The 22,021-nt window shown below is 62.9% G+C and carries 17 protein-coding genes; 8 read left to right on the top strand and 9 right to left on the bottom strand.

Annotated features, from left to right (window positions below; all coding sequences use genetic code 11):
- Nucleotides 1-200 precede the first annotated feature (200 nt).
- A complete protein-coding gene (locus tag OW493_RS05995) occupies nt 201-947 on the top strand; it encodes an RNA polymerase sigma factor FliA (protein WP_289863588.1) in 747 nt (248 codons plus the stop codon).
- Between the two features lie 203 nt (nt 948-1,150).
- Here OW493_RS05995 and OW493_RS05990 read toward each other — a convergent pair whose 3' ends face one another.
- Nucleotides 1,151-2,752 carry an MFS transporter gene (locus tag OW493_RS05990; protein ID WP_289863587.1) on the bottom strand — a complete coding sequence of 534 codons (1,602 nt, stop codon included), beginning with the start codon at nt 2,750-2,752 and terminating at the stop codon, nt 1,151-1,153.
- Nucleotides 2,753-3,505: 753 nt separating this feature from the next.
- Here OW493_RS05990 and OW493_RS05985 point away from each other — a divergent pair.
- The 7 genes from OW493_RS05985 to OW493_RS05955 all read left to right on the top strand — a co-directional run bounded on the left by OW493_RS05985 (nt 3,506) and on the right by OW493_RS05955 (nt 10,973).
- Nucleotides 3,506-4,495, top strand: a complete 990-nt coding sequence (locus tag OW493_RS05985; RefSeq protein WP_289863701.1) for a DctP family TRAP transporter solute-binding subunit — start codon at nt 3,506-3,508, stop codon at nt 4,493-4,495.
- Between the two features lie 218 nt (nt 4,496-4,713).
- Entirely contained in the window at nt 4,714-5,214 is a 501-nt protein-coding gene (locus OW493_RS05980; protein ID WP_255317572.1) for a TRAP transporter small permease, read from the top strand.
- On the top strand, nt 5,204-6,499 hold the full coding sequence (locus OW493_RS05975; RefSeq protein ID WP_289863586.1) for a TRAP transporter large permease: 1,296 nt from the start codon (nt 5,204-5,206) through the stop codon (nt 6,497-6,499). The genes OW493_RS05980 and OW493_RS05975 overlap by 11 nt, the downstream gene beginning before the upstream one ends.
- A gap of 388 nt (nt 6,500-6,887) precedes the next feature.
- The gene (locus OW493_RS05970; RefSeq protein WP_240499517.1) at nt 6,888-7,127 is read left to right on the top strand and encodes a DUF1656 domain-containing protein; all 240 of its coding nucleotides are present in this window, start codon (nt 6,888-6,890) and stop codon (nt 7,125-7,127) included.
- A gap of 220 nt (nt 7,128-7,347) precedes the next feature.
- Nucleotides 7,348-8,265 (top strand): HlyD family secretion protein, encoded by a 918-nt coding sequence (locus tag OW493_RS05965; RefSeq protein WP_077376306.1) that lies wholly within the window; start codon nt 7,348-7,350, stop codon nt 8,263-8,265.
- Between the two features lie 3 nt (nt 8,266-8,268).
- Nucleotides 8,269-10,497, top strand: coding sequence for an FUSC family protein (locus tag OW493_RS05960; protein ID WP_289863584.1), 2,229 nt, complete (start codon nt 8,269-8,271; stop codon nt 10,495-10,497).
- A 155-nt stretch (nt 10,498-10,652) separates the two neighbouring features.
- Nucleotides 10,653-10,973, top strand: a complete 321-nt coding sequence (locus tag OW493_RS05955; protein WP_176503324.1) for a hypothetical protein — start codon at nt 10,653-10,655, stop codon at nt 10,971-10,973.
- 121 nt (nt 10,974-11,094) lie between these two features.
- On the opposite strand, the gene OW493_RS05950 is transcribed toward OW493_RS05955, so the two are convergent.
- The 8 genes from OW493_RS05950 to dgoD all read right to left on the bottom strand — a co-directional run bounded on the left by OW493_RS05950 (nt 11,095) and on the right by dgoD (nt 22,016).
- On the bottom strand, nt 11,095-12,480 hold the full coding sequence (locus tag OW493_RS05950; protein WP_289863579.1) for a GntP family permease: 1,386 nt from the start codon (nt 12,478-12,480) through the stop codon (nt 11,095-11,097).
- 556 nt (nt 12,481-13,036) lie between these two features.
- On the bottom strand, nt 13,037-15,025 hold the full coding sequence (locus OW493_RS05945) for a beta-galactosidase (RefSeq protein WP_289863578.1): 1,989 nt from the start codon (nt 15,023-15,025) through the stop codon (nt 13,037-13,039).
- Nucleotides 15,026-15,069: 44 nt separating this feature from the next.
- A complete protein-coding gene (locus tag OW493_RS05940; RefSeq protein ID WP_289863577.1) occupies nt 15,070-17,298 on the bottom strand; it encodes an alpha-galactosidase in 2,229 nt (742 codons plus the stop codon).
- A gap of 44 nt (nt 17,299-17,342) precedes the next feature.
- Nucleotides 17,343-18,299, bottom strand: coding sequence for an SMP-30/gluconolactonase/LRE family protein (locus tag OW493_RS05935; protein WP_289863576.1), 957 nt, complete (start codon nt 18,297-18,299; stop codon nt 17,343-17,345).
- A gap of 40 nt (nt 18,300-18,339) precedes the next feature.
- A complete protein-coding gene (locus OW493_RS05930; protein WP_136937793.1) occupies nt 18,340-18,954 on the bottom strand; it encodes a 2-dehydro-3-deoxy-6-phosphogalactonate aldolase in 615 nt (204 codons plus the stop codon).
- Nucleotides 18,955-18,981: 27 nt separating this feature from the next.
- Nucleotides 18,982-19,977 carry a 2-dehydro-3-deoxygalactonokinase gene (locus OW493_RS05925; RefSeq protein WP_289863575.1) on the bottom strand — a complete coding sequence of 332 codons (996 nt, stop codon included), beginning with the start codon at nt 19,975-19,977 and terminating at the stop codon, nt 18,982-18,984.
- Entirely contained in the window at nt 19,974-20,771 is a 798-nt protein-coding gene (locus OW493_RS05920; RefSeq protein WP_289863574.1) for an SDR family oxidoreductase, read from the bottom strand. The genes OW493_RS05925 and OW493_RS05920 overlap by 4 nt, the downstream gene beginning before the upstream one ends.
- A gap of 96 nt (nt 20,772-20,867) precedes the next feature.
- Complete coding sequence (gene dgoD / locus OW493_RS05915; RefSeq protein WP_136937796.1) at nt 20,868-22,016, bottom strand: galactonate dehydratase; 1,149 nt, start codon at nt 22,014-22,016, stop codon at nt 20,868-20,870.
- Between the last annotated feature and the right edge of the window lie 5 nt (nt 22,017-22,021).

Genomic DNA, 22,021 nt, shown 5'->3' with positions numbered 1-22,021 from the left:
TCTTCCAGCCTGCCTTCGTTTCCGCCTCCCCGAGGCGGACTTGCGACGTAAGGCAGGAAAGCCGTCGCTGAGGGTAGCTATTCGAGCGAATGGTTTGTGGCGGGGGCGCGACAATACGCTGGGAACAGGAGTCCCGAGGATGGGGGGCACGACCCTGAGTCAAACGACCCCGAGGGATGCAAGCGAGGACCAGGACGCCGATGTATACCGCCAATGGGCGCATGGCCCAGCAGGATATCTACTCTGAATACCAACCGCTGGTGCGCCGGATCGCGCTTCAGCTGCAAGTGCGCTTGCCAGCGAGTGTCGATCTCGAGGATCTGATTCAGGCTGGCATGTTGGGGCTGTGTGAATGCGTGGGCCGCTATGAGCAGGGCCACGGTGCCAGCTTTGCCACCTATGCCAGTCAGCGCATCCGGGGTGCGATGCTCGATGAGCTGCGCTCGCGAGACTGGTTGCCGCGCAGTGTGCGGCGGGCCGGGCGCGAGCTTGAGAGCGTGATCCAGCAGCTGGAGCAGCGCCTGGGTTATCCGCCCGAGGAGACCCAGATCGCCGCTGCCATGGGGCTTGCGCTGGAGGACTATCGACGCCTGCTGCTGGATACCAACAACGGCATGGTGATGTCGCTGGACGAGATGCTGGATGAGGATGGCGCTGCGCCGGGCGGAATCTCCACTCCCTACGCGGAACCCTTCGCATTGCCCCACGAGGCGCTGGAGGAGGCCGATACTCGCCGAGCACTCACCGAGGCCATCGGACGGCTTCCGGAGCGCGAGAAGCTGTTGATGGCGCTCTATTATCAGGAGAATCTCAATCTCAAGGAGATTGGCGCGGTGCTCGATGTCACCGAGTCGCGGGTTTCCCAGTTGCACTCCCAGGCCGTGCGCCGTCTGCAGGGTGTGTTGGCGCCGCATCTGGTGGCGCGGGCGGGCAAGCGTCGTCGCTGAGCCCTTATCGTTTTGAGCCTTCTTCGTTTTCCTGGTCTTTCTCCCCCCGCTGAACCGTTTGCTGTTTCGGCTGCCCTTGTTTTTCTGTCCCTGTTTCGCCAGCCGCTATTTCGCCCGCTCCAAACAAGAACACCGCCTCTCAGGGCGGTGTTCTTGTTTCTCTCTTTTTCATCACGTCAATTTCGGCATGCCGTCAGACGTGATCAGTAGCTCTCGCGCTCCGGCTCTGATTTGACGCGGCGCTCCTCTTCACTGAGGTGCTGGGCCTGCTCGTCGATGTGGCCATCCAGATGCCAGTCGTCTTCCATGCCGGTGACGCGGTCGTTCATCACGCCTTCCTCGTTGTCGACCTGCTGTACGACGCCTCCTTCTGTTTCAGAGGCCGCTTCCTGTTGCTGGGCAGCGAGTTCTTCCTCGCTAGGCTCCGGCTCAGGTTCGGCATCGAAGTCGAATTCCAGCTGACCTGTCTCGGGCTCGGTGATGGCTTCCTCGACCCAGGCGGCACTCAGCGGACTGGTGGTGGAGGGCGCCACCACATAGTGACCGGGGTGATCGCCATCCTCGGCATCCAGCACCTGACGCGGCTTGCTGGTGACACTGGCGGCGAGAATCACGATCAGCACGTGGATGGCGGTCAGGGTATAGAGGAAGCCGACGGCCCCGAAGCGCTCCATCAGCAGGCCCGCGGTGAGTGGGCCCAGAATCGCGCCCGCGCCATGCATCAGCACCAGCGTGCCGCTGGCGGAGATGATCTGTGGCGTGGTCAGCAGGTTGTTGGCCGCCGCCAGGAACAGCGAGTACTGGGTCAGGATCAGCCCGCCGAGCCCCGCCCCCAGCAGCGCCATGGTCAGCATGCTGCCACCACTGAACGGCACGCCGCCGATGGACAGCGCGATCGCCCCGACACTACAGCCCAGAATCACCTTCTTGGCCGAGAGCTTGTCGGAGAGCTTGCCCAGCGGCCATTGCAGCAGGGCGGCCCCCAGAATGAAGGCGCCCATGAACCAGGAGACTTCCTGCACCGGCAGGCCGGCGCGGTCGGCATACACCGCGCCCATGCCGAAGACGGTGCCGTTGGCGATGCCGGTGGCGAAGCCGCCCAGGGTGCCCAGCGGTGCCAGACGCAGCAGACGAACGATCCCCATGGCCTCCGGCTGCGCGCCTTCCGGTTGCGGTGAGGCGGACAGCAGCATCGGCACCAGCGCCAAGGACATGATCACCGAGACCAGGATGAACAGCAGATAGGTATTCGGGTTGGCGACGTTGAGCAGCAGCTGGCCACCGCCCATGCCCAGATAGGTGATCACCATGTAGATGGCCAGCAGCCGGCCACGCATCTGGTTGGTCGCCTGGCTGTTGAGCCAGCTCTCCGCCACCACGTAGAGACCGGCGAAAGCGAAACCGGTGATGAAGCGCATCGCGATCCACACCTCGGGCACCACATAGAGCGCGTGGATCAGGATACACACCGAGGTGATGGAGGCCAGCGCCGCGAAGGTACGCACATGGCCGACCCGACGCAGCTTGCGCGGCGCAAGCGTCGAGCCCAGCAGGAAGCCGGCGAAGTAGGCCGACATGATGATGCCCGTCATGGTGTTGCTGAAGCCTTCCGAGGAGGCACGAATCCCCAACAGACTGCCCTGCAGTCCGTTGGCCAGCATCAGCATCCCCATTCCCAGCAGCAGCGACCACAGAACGACCGCCGCGCCCAGACTGCTGGTCGGCTGCAGTCGCTTGGGCGGCGTGTCGAGCGGCTCGGTCTCGAAGGTGGGAGTGGGTATGGCTTCCTGCTGGGGGTGCGGCATGGAAGGGGCCTCATCGGTCAAGGTCGGTACCGTTTGAGCGGTGCCGACGAGATGTCAGGTACGACACTTGCGTGCGTGGTGATGGTCAGTCGTGGTTGGTCCTTGCGGGAACGGCGCTCAGTCTACCGACCGAATCCGCAGTCTGCGACCCGTGGCGCGCCATTGCGTGGATGAAAGGCGACAGATCTGGAAATTTGTCGCAATGATGTAATGGGCTGGATAAGTATACAGTGCTCCGTGAAATCCTGACCTCGAAGGGGCTGGGGACACGCTGGCGTTGTAAAAGGCACGGCATCAAGCAAAGTGAAATATCCTAAAACTCCCTGTTGGCGGGGCCTGCACCCAGGTTGGCCCTCTTGAATCGCTGGATACACTCCTTGGCAACACACGTTGATGACACCACATGGTCGAGCGTTTCGTACGCAAAAAGTCTCGGAAAACCCGAGGGGTGGATGTATATACAGTGATGGGAATGGAGCGAGATAGCATGTGAGCGTCGAAAAAGCACCGATCTGTCGCATGGTCGAATGGTCAGCGACCAAAGTAGATGCGAATCTGCCCGAGGACACACTCAACAACATCATAATCAAGAGGTTATTCATGACCCTGACCGCCGCACTCGCCAACGCTGATTCCGCCTCCGGAACTGACACCGTCACTCGTCAATGGCATCGCCACGCTTCGATGTCTGCTACTCCTTCCACTACCTCTTCTACTTCTTTGCGTGTTGCCGCCCCGAGTCGCGCTGCCCTGATGGCTGGCGTGCTTGGCCTGGCTCTGCTGTCACCGCTGATGGTGAGTGATGCCGAGGCGCGCGAGCTGTCCGTCTCCACCGTGCTGTCGGATGCCTTCCCGTGGGGGCAGGCGGCCGAGAAGTGGGCGGAGCTGGTAGAGGAGCGCTCCGGTGGCGACCTCACCCTGCGTGTCTATCCGAATGCCCAGCTGGTGGCGGGAGACCAGACCAAGGAATTCTCGGCCATGCGTCAGGGGCTGATCGATCTCGCGGTGGGCTCGACCATCAACTGGTCGCCCCAGGTGCCGGAGCTCAACCTGTTCTCGCTGCCGTTCCTGATGCCGGACCACGCCGCCATCGATGCGCTGACCCAGGGTGAGTCGGGCAAGCAGGTCTTCGCCGCCATCGAGTCCAAGGGCATCATGCCGCTGGCGTGGGGCGAGAACGGCTTCCGTGAGGTGTCCAATTCCTCGAAGTCGATCACCTCGCCGGACGACTTGAAGGGCCTGAAGATTCGTGTGGTGGGCTCGCCGCTGTTCCAGGACACCTTCACGGCGCTGGGCGCCAATCCGACCCAGATGAGCTGGGCGGATGCCAAGCCGGCGCTGACCACCGGTGCGGTGGATGGTCAGGAGAACCCGCTGTCGGTGTTTGATGTGGCGCGGATCGATCAGGTCGGCCAGACCCATCTGACCCTCTGGCACTACATGGCGGACCCGCTGATCTTCGCCGCCAACCAGCGTGTCTGGAAGTCGCTCAGTGAGGAGGAGCGCACCCTGCTGACCGAGACCGCCAGGGAAGCGGGTGCCTGGGAGATCGCCATGAGTCGTGAAGGCAATGCCCAGCGGCTGGCGGATATCGAGGCGCGCGGCGTGAATGTCGTCAAGCTCGATGACGATGCGATGCAGGCCTTCCGCGATGCCACCCAGTCGGTCTACGAAAGCTGGACACCGAAGATCGGTGAGGCGCTGGTCGAGACGGCACGTGCCGAGGTCGAGGCCTCGCGCTGAGTCTGGCCATGATCGCCGCTGATCACGGAGCAGATGATATCGGGAATAATGCGGTCTGTGCGCGTTATTGAGTGAAGAACCACGCCGGGGCCTGACAGCCTCGGCGTTCGTGTGGATCGCGTGTCATGTCGCAAAAGTCGCAACAACCGTCTCAACAAGCCTCACATCAAATTGGCACGAGCGCAGCGCCTGCTCCCACGGACAGGCCACCGCCATGCGTGCGGCCGGAATCCTGGCTGGCGGCGCTGGCGCTGGGCCTGATCGGCATCATCAGTCTGGCCAACGTGGTGGTGCGTTACGCCACCGATGCCTCCTTTGCCTTCACCGAGGAATTCTCGGTCTTCCTGCTGGTGTTGCTGACGCTGGCGGGCGCCTCGGTGGCGATTCGCCGTCAGGCACATATTCGTATCGCGCTGCTGGAAGACGTGCTGCCGTTGCCGCTGTGGCGACTGGTGGTGGTGTTGCAGACCCTGGCGGTACTTGTCGTGCTTGGATTGGTCGTCTGGTTTGGCGGCACCTTCGCGCTGGAGGAGTATCAGTGGGAGTCGCTGTCACCGGGACTGGGCCTGCCCAACTGGTGGTATGTGATCTGGCTGCCGCTACTGGGTGTGGCGATGGCCTGGCGCCAGCTGCAGCAGTGTGTTGATCGCTTGAAGCAAGGACCTGATTCGCGGCAAGTGGATCGCGACCAGCACAAGGAGTCAGATCATGAGTCCTGATCTCTGGTTGCTCGCAAGCTTTGTCGCGCTGTTGATACTCGGCGTGCCGGTGGCCTTCGCGCTGGGGCTGTCGGGGGCGGTGGGTATCGTCGCGGGTCTGCCGGTCAGCATGCTGGCCACCTTGGGGACCAATACCTACAACAGCATCGCCAAGTATCCGCTGATCGCCATTCCATTGTTCATCCTGACGGGGCTAGTGTTCGAGCGTGCCGGAGTGGCGGCGCGGCTGGTGCGCTTTGCCCAGGCGTTGATCGGGCCGCGTCACGGTGGCCTCGCGCTGGTGGCGGTGCTGGTGTGTCTGATCATGGGCGGCATGAGTGGTTCCGGCCCGGCAGATGCCGCCGCAGTGGCGATGGTGATGATTCCCAGCATGACACGGGCGGGCTACCCCAAGGCGTTCTCGGCGACGCTGATTGCGGCCTCGGCCTCCACGGCGATCCTGATCCCGCCCTCCATCGCGTTGATCCTCTATTCCATCGTGGTGCCGGGGGTGGATCTGCGCGCGCTGTTTGCCGCAGGGCTGATTCCGGGCTTGCTGGTGGGTGTGGCCTTGCTGGTACCGGCCTGGGTGCTGTCGCGGCGCTATCGCTGGGAAGATCCGACTCAGGTGGAACGTATCGCGCTGGGTCCGGCGTTCCGCTCAGCGATTCCGGCGTTGCTAGCACCGATGATCATCCTCGGCGGGCTGCGCTCAGGCCTCTTCACGCCCACGGAAGCGGCGGTGGTGGCGGCTGCCTACGGGCTGTGTGTCGGGCTCTTCATCACCCGTGAGCTCAAGCTCTCTCAGGTGTGGGAACTGCTCAGGGAAGCAGCGGTGATCTCGGGGGTGGTGATGCTGATCATCGCGCTGGCGGGCATATTCGCCTGGGCCGGCACCATGCTGGGTACCTTCCGCCATCTCGCCGAGTGGTTGATCACGCTGTCCGATAGCGGCACGGTGCTGCTGATTCTGGTGATGGTGGCGGTACTGATCGCCGGGATGCTGCTGGATGCGGTCTCCATCTACCTGATCCTGATGCCGGTGCTGATTCCGGTGATGCAGCACTTCGGGTGGCATCCGGTATGGTTCGGCATCCTGCTGGCGATGAACATCGCGATCGGCCAGTTCACGCCGCCGGTGGCCGTCAATTTGATGGTGACCAGCAGCGTGGCCGGTGTTCGACTCGAGAAGACCGTCGGATGGGCGATGGTCTTTGTCGTGGCGATGCTCGCGGCCCTGGCAGTGGTGATGCTGTTCCCGGAACTGGCGCTATGGCTGCCGCGCATCCTCGGTTATGCCGTGTAACGCAACCGAGTGAGCGCGTTGTTGAGTGCGAAAGCGGAGCGGAGCCTTCATAAGCGGCTTGTCGAGAGGCAAGCCGCTTGTCATGACTGCCACACCCACCAGATGTTCTGCTCGGACGCTGTCTTCACTCGCTCCCCCTACTGGAAAAACCAGCAGGGGGAAGCACTTGCGCACTGTCGCGTCTCATCACGGGCACGTGGCAACTCGCTTGATAAATGTTAGCCTGCATATATTCTTGTGGGGTGGCGGGCGCTTGAGACCTTGAATGCAGGCGGACCTGCCTCCATTGGTTGACGTTGACTGAGCGTCAATGCTGGCGACCAATCTCGCCTATCGCCCCCCGCATGCGTGATCTCACCTCCAGAGGATCTCCAAAGGACATGTGTCGATGAACGAAACACCCCCTGACATGCCATTGGCAGGTTTCAATGCACTGCACGAGATGGTGGTGGGAGAATTCCTGATCAGCCCCATGCTGGTCTATGCGCTGGCGGCGCTGGTGATCGCCGGGTTGATTCGCTCGTTGCTGCACCGGGTGCTTGCCAATCATGAGCTATGGTTCGAGGCCTGGTTCGACATCTCGCTCTTCATCATCTGTCTGACGGGAATCGTCGCACTGGTGACCTGACGCCTTCACCGAATCGCGTCTGGTCCGTCACTCATCGTCATCGCGACAGCGCTCGCGTCGCAAGCGTCAGATGTCCCTCGTCATTTACCTGTCGCGTCACTGTCGCAACGTCACCCCATCTTCGAAGGCGGTCGAGCTCAGGCGTCACTGGCAAGCATCACTCTGCGCAACCTCGTGTGAGCCGAGGCTCCCGTCAGGATCAACTCTTCAAGGAAACTGCATGAGCAAGTCTCGACAGAAAGTCGTGAAATGGGTCATTACTCTGTGTCTGGTGGCCGTGGCGGTCTGGTGTGCCATCTGGCTGTGGAAGACCTACATGTACAGTCCCTGGACGCGGGATGCTCGCGTGCGTGCCGAGGTGATCACGCTGAGTCCTGACGTGTCCGGCTGGGTGAGTGAGCTCAACGTGGCGGACACCACTCGCGTCAAGCAGGGCGACGTGATTCTGCAGATCGACCAGGCCCGCTATGCGGCGGCGCTGGCTCAGGCCAAGGCGAGTCTGGCCAGTGCCAAGGCCACCTTGCGGCTCAAGGAGCATGAAGCCAATCGACGCAGTCGCCTGACCAACCGGGCGATCAGTGAAGAGGAGCGGGACAGTGCTCGTCTCGAGGCCGAGGTGGCTCGCGCCGATGTGCAACAGGCCGAGGCGGCGCTTCAATCCGCGCAACTGGATCTTGACCGTACCCAGCTGACCGCTCCGGCGGATGGCAGCATCCTCAACATGCACCTGACGCAGGGCAACTATGTGACGGCGGGTACTTCGGTCATGGCATTGATCAAGGATGACTCCTTCTATCTCAGCGCCTATTTCCAGGAAACCAAACTGCAGCATGTGCGCAAGGGAGATCCGGTCCAGATCACGCTGATGAGCGGCAACAAGGACTTCAAGGGCCGTGTCGTGGGAATCGGCGAGGGGATCGCCGATGACAATACCGCGACCAATGCCCAGCAGCTGCCGCAGGTGAGTGCGACCTTCAGCTGGGTACGCCTGGCACAGCGTATCCCGGTGAGAGTGGAGTTCGATGATATCGAGGCGGTACGGGCGTCCGGGGTCAATCTGGCGGCAGGCATGACGGCGAGTGTCCGGCTGCTCAGTGACATCACCGATGCCGAGGACAGCGGCCACGGAGCACCTTGATCGATGTCTCCGGCACTCGCGGCGTTTCTCAGACCCTCTTCCTTTGCCCTGAAGTTCGCCTTCAAGGGTGTCCTTGCCATGTCACTGGCACTCTATGCGGCCTTCTATTTTGATCTGGATCGCCCTTACTGGGCGCTGATCTCGGCGGCCTTTCTGCAGATACGCCCGATGTCGGGGATGGTGGTCGAGAAGGGCATCTGCCAGATCGCCGGCACCGTGGCGGGTGTCGGTGTCGCCGTCGTGATCATGGGGCTGTTTGCCCAGGCGCCGGAATTGGCACTGGGCAGTGTCACCCTGTGGATCGGCCTGTGCATCTACGGGGCTTCGCTCACCCACAACAACCTCTCCTATGGCTGCGTGATGGGGGCGGTGGCCTGCATGATCATCGTGGTGCTGACGTCCTCGGCGCCCGGCAACTTCTTCTCGGTGGCGCTGGCTCGCCTCAGTGAGTTGAGTCTTGGTGCACTGTGCGCCGTGCTGGTCAGTGCGCTGGTCTGGCCGATACGTGTGCGAGACCATCTGGGGCAGCTGGCGGATACCGCCGTCAACGCCACCTTCCGTTATATGGCGCTGGCCTTCTCGGACCCCTCCCAGGATGACCTGAGCGCCGAGCAACGGCATGCCGAGGAGAATCGCGAACGTCAGGCGATGCTCGAACAGATGATGACCGGCCTTGGGGCGCTCAACAATCTCGAGATCGATGCCCACTCCGCGCGGTATGAGGGGCCTCAGGGCAAGGGGCGTATCCGCGGTGTCCATCTGCTGACCCGACGGAGCATGCGCCTCTATGCCACCCTCAAGGCACTGCATCAGCTGCGTCACCCGGAATTCTTCCTGCGCCATCACGCCACTGGCGCTGACGGTGAGTCCGAGCACCCCAACGCCATCGACGACGACGGGCAAGACGATCAGCTCGCGCGTCCGGCCGTTCAGCAACCGGAGCGCTTCAGTCAGCCGACACAGGACCTGATGCAGCGACTCGGCAGCGCCTTCCAGAGCATGGCCGACAACCAGGGGATCGGGCAGGCACGCGCCACCTTGAAGGAGCTGCGCGGAGAATGTCTGAGAATCTCGCGCGGTCAGCGCAATCTGTCTGCCCTCGAGGCACGGCTGCTCTATAGTCTGCGGGAAGTGCTGGGCCATGCGCTGGTGATGCTTCAGGCACGTGAGGTCATCAATCATCCCGGTCGCCATCAATTGCGCCAGCCCAGTCTGAGCTGGCATCGCGATCACGGACGAGCGGCGACCAATGCGCTGCGTGCCATGCTGATCTTCGGGACTACCTCCATCTTCTGGCTGGCGACGGCCTGGGACAATGGGGCGGTGGCCATGCTGCTGGGCACGTTGTTCTCCGGTATCTTCGCCAGTCGCGATGACCCCGCCCCCATCATCCCCATGGTGCTCAAAGGCCTACTGTTCGCCGTGCCCAGTGTGCTGTTGTTCGGCAATGTCCTGTTGAGTCAGGCCCAGCATTTCGTGCCGTTCATTCTGATCTTCAGTGTTCCGTTGTTCATCGGCCTGATGGGGTCCGTTGTGCCGGTGCTGGCGGGGATCTGTCTGCCGTTCGTGGTGTTCAATATCCTGCTGGTGATGCCCGACAACGGCATGACCTTCGATGTGGCCTATACCCTCAACCGGAGTCTGGCGGCCGGGATCGGCCTGATCGTGACCATTCTCGGGTTTCGCCTGATCCCGGTACCCGGGGCCGGCTGGGACAAACGCCAGCTGATCCAGACAACGGCGAGTGATATCCGAGAGCTGGCCGAACGCCCCGCTCAGCAGGTGGACAGCTGGTTCGGGGGACGCATGGGAGATCGCCTGCTGCGTCTTGCCCGCCATGAGCAAAGCCGTCAACAGGAGCAGCAGTCACGTCAGGGCGGGGCCGATTCACCTGCGATCGCGGACGAGCCGCAGGGAATGCCTCTGATGTCTCTGGGCCTGACAGGCATGGATATCGGCCGCGGAATAGGCTTCGTGCGACGGGAGCTTGGCGAGAACATGTCCAGGCCCGTGCAGCGTGCCTTGCAGAGCTTGATTCTGGCGCTGGCGGAGGATTTCGAGCGATGCAGTCAGGGCAAGCGACCCAGGCGGCTTGAGAAGGCCGGGCGCCGATTCTCGCAGACCATCGCCGAACAGGACGCCATGAGTCGCCACAAGCAAGCCTTGCTGGCGGGCTGGCTGGAGCGGGTGCAACTCACCCTCGAGAGTGATGCGTTGCGTCAGAACGCGTGAATCTGACGCCTGATCAATGTTCCGCGCTCAGGCGTCGGGTGGTCCGTTAAAAAACGCTAATAAAAGCAACCGTGGCAAGAGCATCTGGTCTATCATTGTAGATATCTGCTCATATCTGAGCGAAATGCATGAGATGTCTACTACGGGGGAGCATCATGGCTTTCATGAATGACATCAGCAACAGTGGTCGTGATGCCCCTGATCGCTTCAAGCGCGTCACCTTCACGACGCAATACCTGCACGAATTGAGCCTGTATGTGCTGCCCGGCAGTGAAGTGCTGCTGCGAGTGAGCCAGGCCGGTGAGGACCTGATGCTGTTGCAGTTCGATGATGACTTCTACGCCGAGTTCATTGCCTCGCGCATCGTCGACTGGGTGGCGGAGAATCCTCGGGCCGACAAGGAAGATCTGACGCTCTGGATCAAGACGCGTGCCCGCGCCGAAGTCCCCATGATCCAACAGCATCACGTCTATTGAGACTGTCCGTGCCATCAAGGCGCCCTGAGACAGATGTCTCAGGTATCGAAACGACACAGGCCACCCCTTGAGGTGGCCTGTGTCGTTTCTGTCGCCCTTGGCTTTCAGAGGCATGTCGTGGTCAGAAGCTGCCAAACAGGCTGCCCAGCGTCACGACACTGATCAGTGCCAGCATCGGGAACGCCACGGTCATCATGAACATCTGTCCGTAGGACTGGCGGTGAGTCAGCTTGCAGATGGCCAGCAGCGTGATGACTGCACCTGAGTGCGGTAGCGTATCCATGCTGCCAGCCGCCAGTGCCGCCACACGGTGCATCAATTCAGGGTCTATCCCGGCATTGACGGCCATCTCCATGTAGGTCGAGCCCAGTGTCGAGAGCGCGATGCTCATGCCGCCCGAGGAGGAACCGGTAATCCCTGCCAGCACGTTGACCGCCACGGCCTCCGAGATCAGCGGATTGTCGGGGTAGAGCCCCAGTACTGCCTCCTTGACCAGTGCAAAGCCGGCCAGGCTTGCGATCACGGCGCCATAACCGACCTCCGAGGCGGTGTTGAAGACGGGCAGCATGGCACCGAAACAGCCATTGTTGACCGTCGTCTTCAAGTCAGCCCACTGCTTCCAGCGAGTCACCACCAGCCAGAGTGACGCACAGCTCAGCGCGATCAATATCGACCACATGCCGGTGGCGCCGGCCGGGTCCAGCTCCGGGAAGGCGTCATTGAGATAGGAGAAGTCGATGCGCGGGAAGACCAGGTAGGTGAGCAGGGCATTCAGTCCGATCACCAGTATCAGCGGGATCACGGCTGTCAGCATGCTCATGCGTGCCACCGGCGCATCATCATTCAATGCCTCATTGTCATGCTTGCCATAGCCTTCGCCCTGCGCCTGAGCTTTCGTGGCTCTGCCCTTCAGCCACCAGGTGCCCAGCCCCAGCATGATCAGACCGGCGATGATGCCAAGTCCGGGAGCCGCGAAGCTGTTGGTCTGGAAGTAGGGAATCGGAATCGCGTTCTGGATCGCCGGGGTACCGGGCAGGGCGGTCATCGTGAAGGTGAAGGAGCCCAGCGCCAGTGCCGCGGGCAGCAGTCGCTTGGGTGTCGAGGTGCGCCGGAAGAGCTGGGCACCGATGGGATAGACGGCGAAAGCGACCACGAACAGCGAGACGCCACCGTAGGTCAGCAGGGCGCAGGCCAGCACGACGGTGAGAATCACATGGCGGGTTCCGAGGCGCTTTACCAGCCCCTCGGAAATCGCGTGGGCTGCCCCGGAATCCGCCATCAACTGGCCAAACAGGGCACCGAGAATGAACAGCGGGAAGAACTTGGCCAGATAACCGCCCAGCTGGCTCATGAAGGTGACGGTATAGCTGGGCAGCAGGGCACCTGCATCACCTGAAAGCACGACGGCAAGAGCCGCCATCACAGGTGCCAGCAACAGAACGGTGATACCGCGGTAGGCCAGGAACATCAACAGTCCCAGCGATATCAGAATGGCAAGAATGCTCATGAAGGGGACATCTCGTGGTTGGCGTTGTAGTCATGGTGTGCCGTCTGCCAATGACGGCGTATGTCCTGTGAACAGGTGCGTTTCCTGTAATTATTTCTTTATATGGACTGTTCTACAGTAACATCTGGCTCACGGTAGATTTTGTCTGACAAGAGGACAATGCGGCTTAAGTGGCAGCGTGGGACTCCCGTATCGGGGATTGGCAAGGCGTGTGGTACGACAGATAGAATTTATACCGTTACCTTACGTTTGAATGAAAAATCCTGCCAATTCCACGAGTTTCCAGGACTGTAGAGACCGTCGTGTCAGCAGAAGATCTGCCACGGGAAGGGGCTGTGTTCTCAACACCGCCAGCGGCAAGCTCTTGACCAAAACTCTTGTTGGCAACTGTCGCCTTAAGAAAAAGGCGGTACCCGGAGGCACCGCCAGAAACGATCGAACCATCCGCCGGTCGCGAGGCCGACAGGGGTCATGGAGTCATACGTACGTGACGCTTGTCTGGATGATGGCAAGGCCACTGAAGCGCTCCGTTGCCGTCATCGCCTTGGACATCTCGTCATGCCATGCGCCAGATACTGACGCCAGCGGGAGCGAGCTGTTGGCCTCCGCAGATCCAGCCATCTTCCGGCACCAGGCCTTCGGGTAGCCAGCGTGGTTCAGGCGCATAATTGAAGGCAAACACCAGATTGCCTCTGCAGCGCAGGCGCACACCCTCCGGCAGGGCGGTGGTAAGGATGGCTGCCTTGCGACATTCCTCGACCAGCACGGCCATGAGGGTGTCTTCTTCAAGCCAGGCGGTCAGATAGCTGACCCCTGCGCGCTCCGTGAGAGCCGCTTCTCCATCATCGAAACGGGTCACGACCCTTGCCGTGGTTCGCGTGCTGTCGAGCAGGTCTCGCCAGCGCAACGCGTGGCCATGATGACCATTGGCCGTGGTGACCCCGGGGCAGGCACCGGGGCGCAGACCATCGACCCGATCGACCGTGACGCCGGCCAGCTCGCCGAGGGCGCCCGGTGCCAGTTGGTCGGGTATCTGGAAGTCTGGCGTGCGTGAGCCGGAGCGTGCGCCGATCACGATACGGCTGCCGCTGTCACGTGCAGCGCTCAGGCGTGCCGCAAGCGCATCGTCGGCAATCACCTGACAGGGCAGCACGACGAGAGGATAGCCACTGACATCATCACGAGGGGAGACGATGTCGATGTCCAGACCCAGCCGGCGGAGGGCGCTGTACCAGCTCAGATGCAGTTCCAGCGCATCGAAGTCCTCGGCATGCGGTTGAATCTGGCAGGCCCAGATCGAGGCATAGTCGAACATCAAGGCCACGGGGGACTGTTCGGTCTCGATCTCGCGCCCACTGAGGCCTTCTGCGCTCAAGCGAGCCAGTTCATCGCGGACCTGCAACAGCTCCGGCCAGGCCGAGGCCGGTGAACCATCCGGACGCAACAGACCCGCATGCATCTGTTCCTGCGCGAAGGGGGCCTGACGCCAACGGAAATAGGAGACGACTTCCGCGCCGTGGGCAAAGGCCTCATGGCTCCAGAGGCGAACCATGCCGGGCAGTGGGGCGGCATTGCTGATGGCCCAGTTGACCGGCCCCGGCTGTTGCTCCATGACCCACCAGCGGCCCTTGCACATGGCGCGATAGAGGTCGTGGTGGAAACCGGCGAAATCAGGGTGGCCCTGTTGGCGATAGAACGCCTTGGTGGCCTCGGGATGGGCACCACGCTCCAGAAAGCCCAACGGGTAGCTATCCCAGCTGGCGATGTCCAGGTCTTGGGCGACGTCAAAGTGGTCAAACTCTGTGAATAGGCCCATGAAGTTGTGCACGATATCGACGTTCACGCCGCTGTCTCGCAGCGTCTGGACCTGAAGCCGGTTGTACTCGACCACCATGTCGGAGCAGAAGCGACGATAATCCAGCACGATCGCCGGATGTGGCTCGGTGACGGTGCCGACCGGCGCCTCGACCTGCGAGAAGGCGGTCACTTCCAGGCTCCAGAACACCGCGCCCCATGCCTCATTGAGCGCTTCGACACTGCCGTAGCGTTGTTCCAGCCACTCAGGGAAGCCTGCGCGCGCCGCCCGAGAGTAGCTGAGGATGGTGTCGTGACAGCCGTATTCGTTGTCGGTCTGCCACGCCATGATCGCCGGATGAGTGGCGTAGCGCTCCCCCATCAGACGCACGATACGCTCGCTCTGAGTGCGATAGACGGGCGAGGAGAAGCAGTAATGGCGACGTGAGCCATACCCCCGCACCTGGCCATGCTCATCGACGGCCAGTATCTCGGGATGGGCATCCACCAGCCATTTCGGGGGCGTGGCCGTCGGGGTTCCCATCACGATCTTGAGACCGGCGCGGGCAAGCACCTCAACGGCCTCGTCGAGCCACTCGAAACGCAGCTCTCCGAAGCGCGGCTCCAGCCGACTCCAGGCGAACTCGCCTATGCGCACCACGCGAATGCCGGCATCGAACATGTCACGGGCATCCTGTGCCCAGCGCTCACGCGGCCAGTGTTCCGGGTAATAACAGACGCCGAGTTGCATACAGGTCATCCTTGAATCGGGGAAGTGATAGCCGGAGCACCGGCTCAGTCAACGTCATGTGCCGCCGTCAGGTGGATCAGGATCGCCTGTTCCGGGTCAAGCACCGGCAGGGCAAGCCCGGCACGCATCAGCATCTCGCCACTGGCGACGACGGGCTCCCCCGAGAGCTGGGCCTGCACCCAGGCCGGCAGCTGCTTCATGCGGCGTTCGGGATGTTCCGGCAGTTCCAGCAGCTCGAGTCGATAATGCTGCCCGGCGATGAGCCCTGCCAGCGGCTGTGGCGCAGGTACGGCGTGGCGTGGCATGGCCAGCTGGCTGATGCAGTAAAGCGCCTCTTCACCGTCCTGGCTGACCACGCCATGTGCATGCTGGCCGTCATCCAGACAGTCCAGACGCCAGCTCACGCCGCCATGCAACAGCCCGCGCAATGCCTTGTAGCGCTCGATCCAGACGCGCAGCTCCCCACGCTCGCATGGCGCGAGCTGGCTGACGTCCAGTTCAAGGCCCAGGTGACCGAACAGGGCCGTGGAGGCACGGAAGGCAAGGGAGGTACGCCGCGACGTGGTATGTGCATGCTCCGGCCCAATATGAGCCCCGAGCAGCTCCGGCGGCAGGAAGCGACTGGCACCGCGCTGGATGTGCGTTCGCTCATGCGGGTCGTTGCAGTCCGAGGTCCAGACGCGATGGGTGTGGCGCAGAATGCCGTGGTCGGTACGGGCGCCCCCCGAGGCGCAGCTCTCGATTTCCACCTCAGGGTGCGCCTGGCGCAGACGTGCGAGCAGCGCATAGAGCGCTTGTACCTGAGCATGCGCTGCAGGCATGCCGCGTCGCTCGCCGGACTGGGTCGCGGCGTGGGTGAGGTCGCGATTCATGTCCCACTTGAGATAGCGGATAGGGTAGTCGCTGAGCAGGGCATCCAGTCGCGCAAACAGATAGTCAGTGACGTCAGGGCGTGTGAGATCCAGCACGCATTGATACCGCCCCAGTGGCTGCTCACGGCCTTCCAGCGCCAGTATCCAGTCGGGATGCGTGCGAAAGAGCGCGCTGTCCGGATTGACCATCTCGGGTTCCACCCACAGACCGAATTCCATGCCCTGGGCATGGACGGACGCGATCAAGGGCCCCAGCCCCTCGGGGTATTTGCCCTGATCCAGGTACCAATCGCCCAGCGCTGCTCGCTCACCATCGCGGCCCACGAACCAGCCATCGTCGAGCACGAAGCGTTCCGCGCCGACGTCGCCGGCAGCGGTGACCAGCTCCTCCAGCCGCTCGGCGTCGTGATCGAAATAGAGGGCCTCCCAGGTGTTGACGTGGACCGGGCGAGGCTTGTTCGGCGTCGGCCAGTCAAGTCGTGCACGCAAGGTACGATGCATGCGCTGACTGGCGCCATTGATGCCCGTGTCCGACCACGCCATGACGACTTCCGGCGTGGTGACGCTGTCCCCGGCGGCCAGTACCTGCTCACCGGGCAACAGTAGTGCGCCCAGCTGCAGTTGCGTGCTGCCATCGAACTGGCGCTCCACCAGCAGTCGATGGTTGCCGCTCCAGGCCAGGTGCGCGCTGATGACCTCCCCGGACTGCTCGCTGAAGCCCTCGGTACCCACGATGAGGGAGGGCACGCGCTGGTGAGAGCTGCGCCCGCGGCGATTCTCGAGCGTGAAGGTGCCTTCACTCAGGGCGTGGCGTGTCTCGGTGAACTCCTGGACCCAACGGCCACCGAAGCTCAGGCACTGTTCGAATCGGTTCGGCAGTGGCAGGCAGCATGCCGCCAGCCACTCGAGACGATAGTCGGCCGTACCAGGATTGCACAGGGTGGTGGACTGACGCAGCACCCCCTCGATGGTGAGCGTGAGTGACAGCAGAACTTCCAGCTCGCTCGTGGCATCCGCCAGTGTCAGCTGGGCATGCGCGCCCAGTGAATCGGTCGAGCACGCCACCTCACTCAGTCGCATGTCGGTGAGCCAGTCACGCCCATCACGGTCACCGATCAAGGCCGGATAGCCCGCAAAGCCAAGCCCGGCATCATTGAACAAGGTATTGGGCGGCAGCTGATCGAGGCTTGCCTGGGGCGTGGCAGCAGCGCTCATCAGGCGGTGCTGGGCTGGCGTGACCGGGGCGATGCGCCCCAGGTGGGCCAGCCTGAGCAGGCCATCGGCGAGATCCAGCTGCAGCTGGATGCCGTCGGCGCTCAGGCTCAGCCATTGCTGTTGGGGGGACCAGGTCGCGTCGGGCGCTGCCGAAGGTCGGGTGGATGGGGCGTCTGCGGTCATCATGAGAGGTCCAGAAATAAAGAAGAATCAGAGACGGAATGGCAGTGTCAGCTCAGCACCAGCGGCGGTTCTGCCAGTCCCTTGAAGCCGTGTGCTGACAGGTCCAGCGCGAAGAGATCACCATCACCCGCCGCATGATCCGGCGTGGCCATGCCCTCATGCGCTGTGGTGATATACAGCGTGCTCAGCCCCTCACCACCGAACAGCGGGCACGAGGGCTGGCTGACCGGCAGGGCCACATGGGCGATTTCCTTGCCGTCATGATCCAGCCTTGCCACGCGGCCGGCCCCCCAGAGCGCAATCCACATATGGCCGTCGGCGTCGATCACGGCGCCATCCGGGCCACCGCCACAATCGCGCAGGTCGGCCCAGACTTCGGGGGCGTCGTATTCACCTGCCGCCCCTTCACTTGCTGACCCTTCACCTGCTGATTTGAGTGGCCAGCCATCGGCGTCCAGCGGCCAGCGCATCACCTGACCGGTACCGGTGTCGGTGAAATAGGCGAAGCGGCCATCCGGCGAGAAACACAGCGCATTGGGAATGGTCAGCCCATCCATGAGCTTGCCAAGCTTGCCGCGATGCAGGCGGTAGAGGCTGCCAGCCCCGGTCTCGGCGTTGCAGCCCATGCTCGAGAGCCAAAGACTGCCGTGGGTATCCACTCGAGCATCATTGCTGCGTGTCGCGGGCATGGCGTCCGCCTCGAAGGGCATGACATCCTCCACGGCGCCTGTCTCGGGGTTCCAGCGTGACAGCATGCCTTCACCGACCAGCAGGTAGTCGCCTTCAAGGGTGAGCGCCGCATAGGAGGTGCGGCGCGCAAGCTGAGTGATGACGTGATCACTGCCATCCGCGGCCCCGTGATGCAGCTCGCCGGCGAGGATGTTCAGCCAGCGCACCCGCGCAGGCAGGGTGGTTGTCGCGGGTGTCCAGCCGGGGCCTTCTCCCAGCTCGCAGTGGCTGGCCACGAGGCGCTGAGCCGTGCCCAGACAGGTCGATCGTGTCATCCGTTACTCCTCGTGAATCCTGTGGGAGAGCCACCGGGGCTCAGTCGGCGGCGGTCCAGGCGGAGACCAGCTTGCGTGCTCGTTCACCGACGTCAAAAGCCGTCAGACCCGGCGTGTAGATGGCCGTTCCCAGACCTGCACCATGGATACCTGCCGCACGCCATTGCGCGAAGTTGTCACTGCCGATGCCCCCGACGGCATACAGCTCGGTGCCTGTGGGCAGCACGGCCAGCATCGCTTTCATGTTGACGATACCGACCTGGGTCGCCGGGAAGAGCTTGAGGCCTGAGGCGCCGGCGGCGAGGGCCGCGAAGGCCTCCGTCGGCGTGACGATGCCTGGCATGGACACCATCTCGAGTCGGCGACTTTCGCGAATGACCTCGACATCGGCATTGGGCGACACGATCAGCCGACCACCGACGCCATGCACGTCCCGCACCTGCTCCGGCGTCAGGACGGTGCCGGCACCGATGAGGATCTGGCCGTCATGGGCCGTCGCACAGTGCTTGACCAGCGCCGCGATGCTGACCAGCGGCTGGGGCGAATTGAGCGGGACCTCGATGCGGGTGATGCCCGCCGCGATGATCTCGTCGGCAATCGCGATGATTTCCTGCGGCGTGACGCCGCGCAGAATGGCAACCAGGGGAAGGCTCATGGAATTCTCCAGGGGAAGATGGGGGTGTCAGTCAGTGACGAGGCGTGCCTGACAGGCGTGATGAATGCGCCCGAGCCCGGCCAGAATCATGTCGGCATTGGCGGCCAGGCTGACGCGATAGCCCAGATGCTCGAGTGCAATCCGATAGCGCTGGCATAAGATGTCATCACCGATCAAGGTGATCAGCGACCCTTGCGGCTGCAGGCATGTGGCACCGGCCAGCTCAAGGCCCAGCACCAGACCGGAAAGCCGCGCACCCAGCAAGGCTGCGCGCGAGGCCTCATCATCGAGGCGTTCATCGAGCAAATCCCGCGCACGGATGCCGAACAACGCCGCCGTCATGCGCGCCGGTTCCGCCATGGCCGCATCGATGCCTGCCAGAAATGCCTGACGCTGTGGCTCATCGGCAAGATCCCCTCCCGCCACGGAGTGCTTGAGGACCGAATCCTGACTGAGCAGCTTGTAGAGTTCACCGCTCATGAAGGTGGTGAAGCCCGTGATCGAACCGTTCTCGAGCTGTGCCCACTTCGCGTGGGTGCCGGGCAGGCAGACGGCCCCGCTATAGCCCGGCTGAGTGGCGACCAGACCCGCCAGCTGTGTCTCCTCACCGCGCATGACATCAAAGGCCGGCTGGTGCTGACATAGCCCCGGCACGATGGTGACGGCGATGCGTCTGTCGCGCGTTGCCACATGGGTCAGCTGCTCTGCCAGGCCAGACAGGACATCGATGGCAGGCGCTTGCTCACCCGGGACCGGAAGGTAGGCCGCTTCCACCCAGCCCTGGCGTGCGCCCGCCATGCCGCAGATCAACACCGGCATGCTTGAGGTAGAGTCCTCGGGCAGCCAGTCATTGATCACCACCCGCAGGACATCCTCGAATTCATCGCTCGCCAGACCCAGCATGCCGCGGGCACTGCTTGCCTGGGCGATGATCCGATCCTGATCATCCAGCGCCCAGGCACGCAGATTGCTGGAGCCCCAATCCACGGCGATCCAGGCGGGGAGGGCATGGACGGCGCTCACACTCGACCTCCATCCACGACCATCGGTTGGCCGGTCATCATGCGTGAGGCGGTGGAGGCCAGGAACAGACAAGGATTGATCATGTCCTCGACCGGAATCGCTTCCTTGAGGCACTGCTGGTCGATGCACTCGTTCAAGTCCTTGTCATTGACCCACAGCTCGCGCTGACGCTCCGTCATTACCCAGCCCGGAATCAGACAGTTGACGCGAATGGCGTCTGGCCCAAGCTCACGCGCCAGCGCCTTGGTAAGCCCCATGATGCCGGCCTTGGCGGTAACGTAGGTGGGATAGCCCCCCAGCCCCAGCATGTAGCTGTTGGAAGACAGGTTGATGATGGCGCCGCCTCCCAGTGCCCGCATGTCAGCCGCGACCGCCTGAGCGGTGAAGAACTGGGGACGCAGGTTGGTGGCGATGGATTCATCCCACTGCTTCACCGTCCATTCCTCCAGCGTATGGCGAGTGTCGCGGGCCGCATTGTTGACCAGAACGCCTATCGGGCCATGGGCCTCGCGCGCCTGTGCAACAGCCGCCTGCAATGCCTCGATATCCTGGATGTCGCAGCGGATGAACAGGGGGCGATTGGCGTATCGGGCCTCCATGGCGTCACAGAATTCGCTGGCATCGGACAACCCGACGAAGGCGACCTTGGCACCTTGCGCCAGGAAGCCTTCGGTCAATGCGGCACCGATACCCGAGCCTCCGCCGGTGATGAAGACGCTGGCACCTGCGAGGTCCGGGTAGCGAAAGTCCGCGAAGGCGGGGAGTTCAGTATGGGGTGATGCGGTACGGGTCATGATGAGTCCCTTCTGCAGCGTGACAGACCTTCGGCTGAGAGCCTGTCCTGGCATGGCGTCTGTGTTGTCAGTGTGTACGTTGCGGCTTGCTCGGCATTACCACTCAGCGACGGAGCCGTCTTCGTGGGTCCAGACCGGATTGCGCCAGCGATGCCCGACCTTGGCACGTTCCTCGACGAAGGCTTCGTCGATCTCGACCCCGAGCCCCGGGCCCTGGGGAATGGCGCAGAATCCGTCCTTGATCGCCAGCGCGTCCTTGTCGACCAGGTAATCCAGGACGTCGTTGTCCTTGTTGTAGTGGATGCCCATGCTCTGTTCCTGGATGAAGGCGTTGTGACACACCGCATCCAGCTGCAGGGAAGCCGCCAGCGTCAGCGGGCCCAGCGGGCAGTGCGGTGCCAGGGCCACGTCGTAGGCCGAGGCCAGCGTCGCGATCTTGAAGCCTTCACTGATGCCGCCGCAGTGGGAAAGATCCGGCTGGATGATGTCGACCATGCCGTCCGCCAGCAGGTCACGGAACTGGAAGCGGGTGTGCAGGCGCTCGCCGGTGGCGATGGGCGTCGCGATGCCCTCGGCGATATGCTTGAGCGCGGGCAGGTGCTCAGGTGCCACCGGCTCCTCGATGAACATCGGGTGGAACTGCTCCAGTTCCCGCAGCAGCGCCTTGGCCATCGGGCGGTGCACGCGGCCATGGAAGTCGATGCCGATCCCCACGTCGGGGCCGACCGCATCACGTGCTTCGGCGACACGCGCCACGGCGTCATCGATCTTCTTGTGGGAATCGACGATCTGCATCTCCGGCGTGCCGTTCATCTTGAAGGCCGTAAAGCCCTGGTCGACCAGCGCTTTGGCACCTGCGCCGACATCTGATGGGCGATCGCCGCCGGTCCAGGCGTACATCCGCATCTTGTCGCGCACCGGGCCGCCGAGCAGCTGATGCACGGGCACTCCCAGATCACGGCCCTTCAGGTCCCACAGGGCCTGGTCGATGCCGGCGATCGCGGACATCAGGATAGGGCCGCCGCGATAGAACCCTGCGCGGTACATGACGTTCCACAGGTGCTCGATGTTGCGCGGGTCCTGGCCGACCAGATAATCCGACAGCTCGTGGACCGCGGCTTCCACCGTGGCGGCACGCCCTTCGATGACCGGTTCCCCCCAGCCATAGCAGCCCTCATCGGTCTCGATCTTGAGGAACAACCAGCGTGGCGGAACTTGCCAGGTCTTGAGTCGAGTGATTTTCATGTCGA

This window comes from Cobetia sp. 14N.309.X.WAT.E.A4, assembly GCF_030397495.1.
Lineage (GTDB): Bacteria > Pseudomonadota > Gammaproteobacteria > Pseudomonadales > Halomonadaceae > Cobetia > Cobetia marina.
The sequence above is the reverse complement of the archived record's forward strand: the minus strand, read 5'-3'. Positions and strand labels throughout refer to the sequence as shown.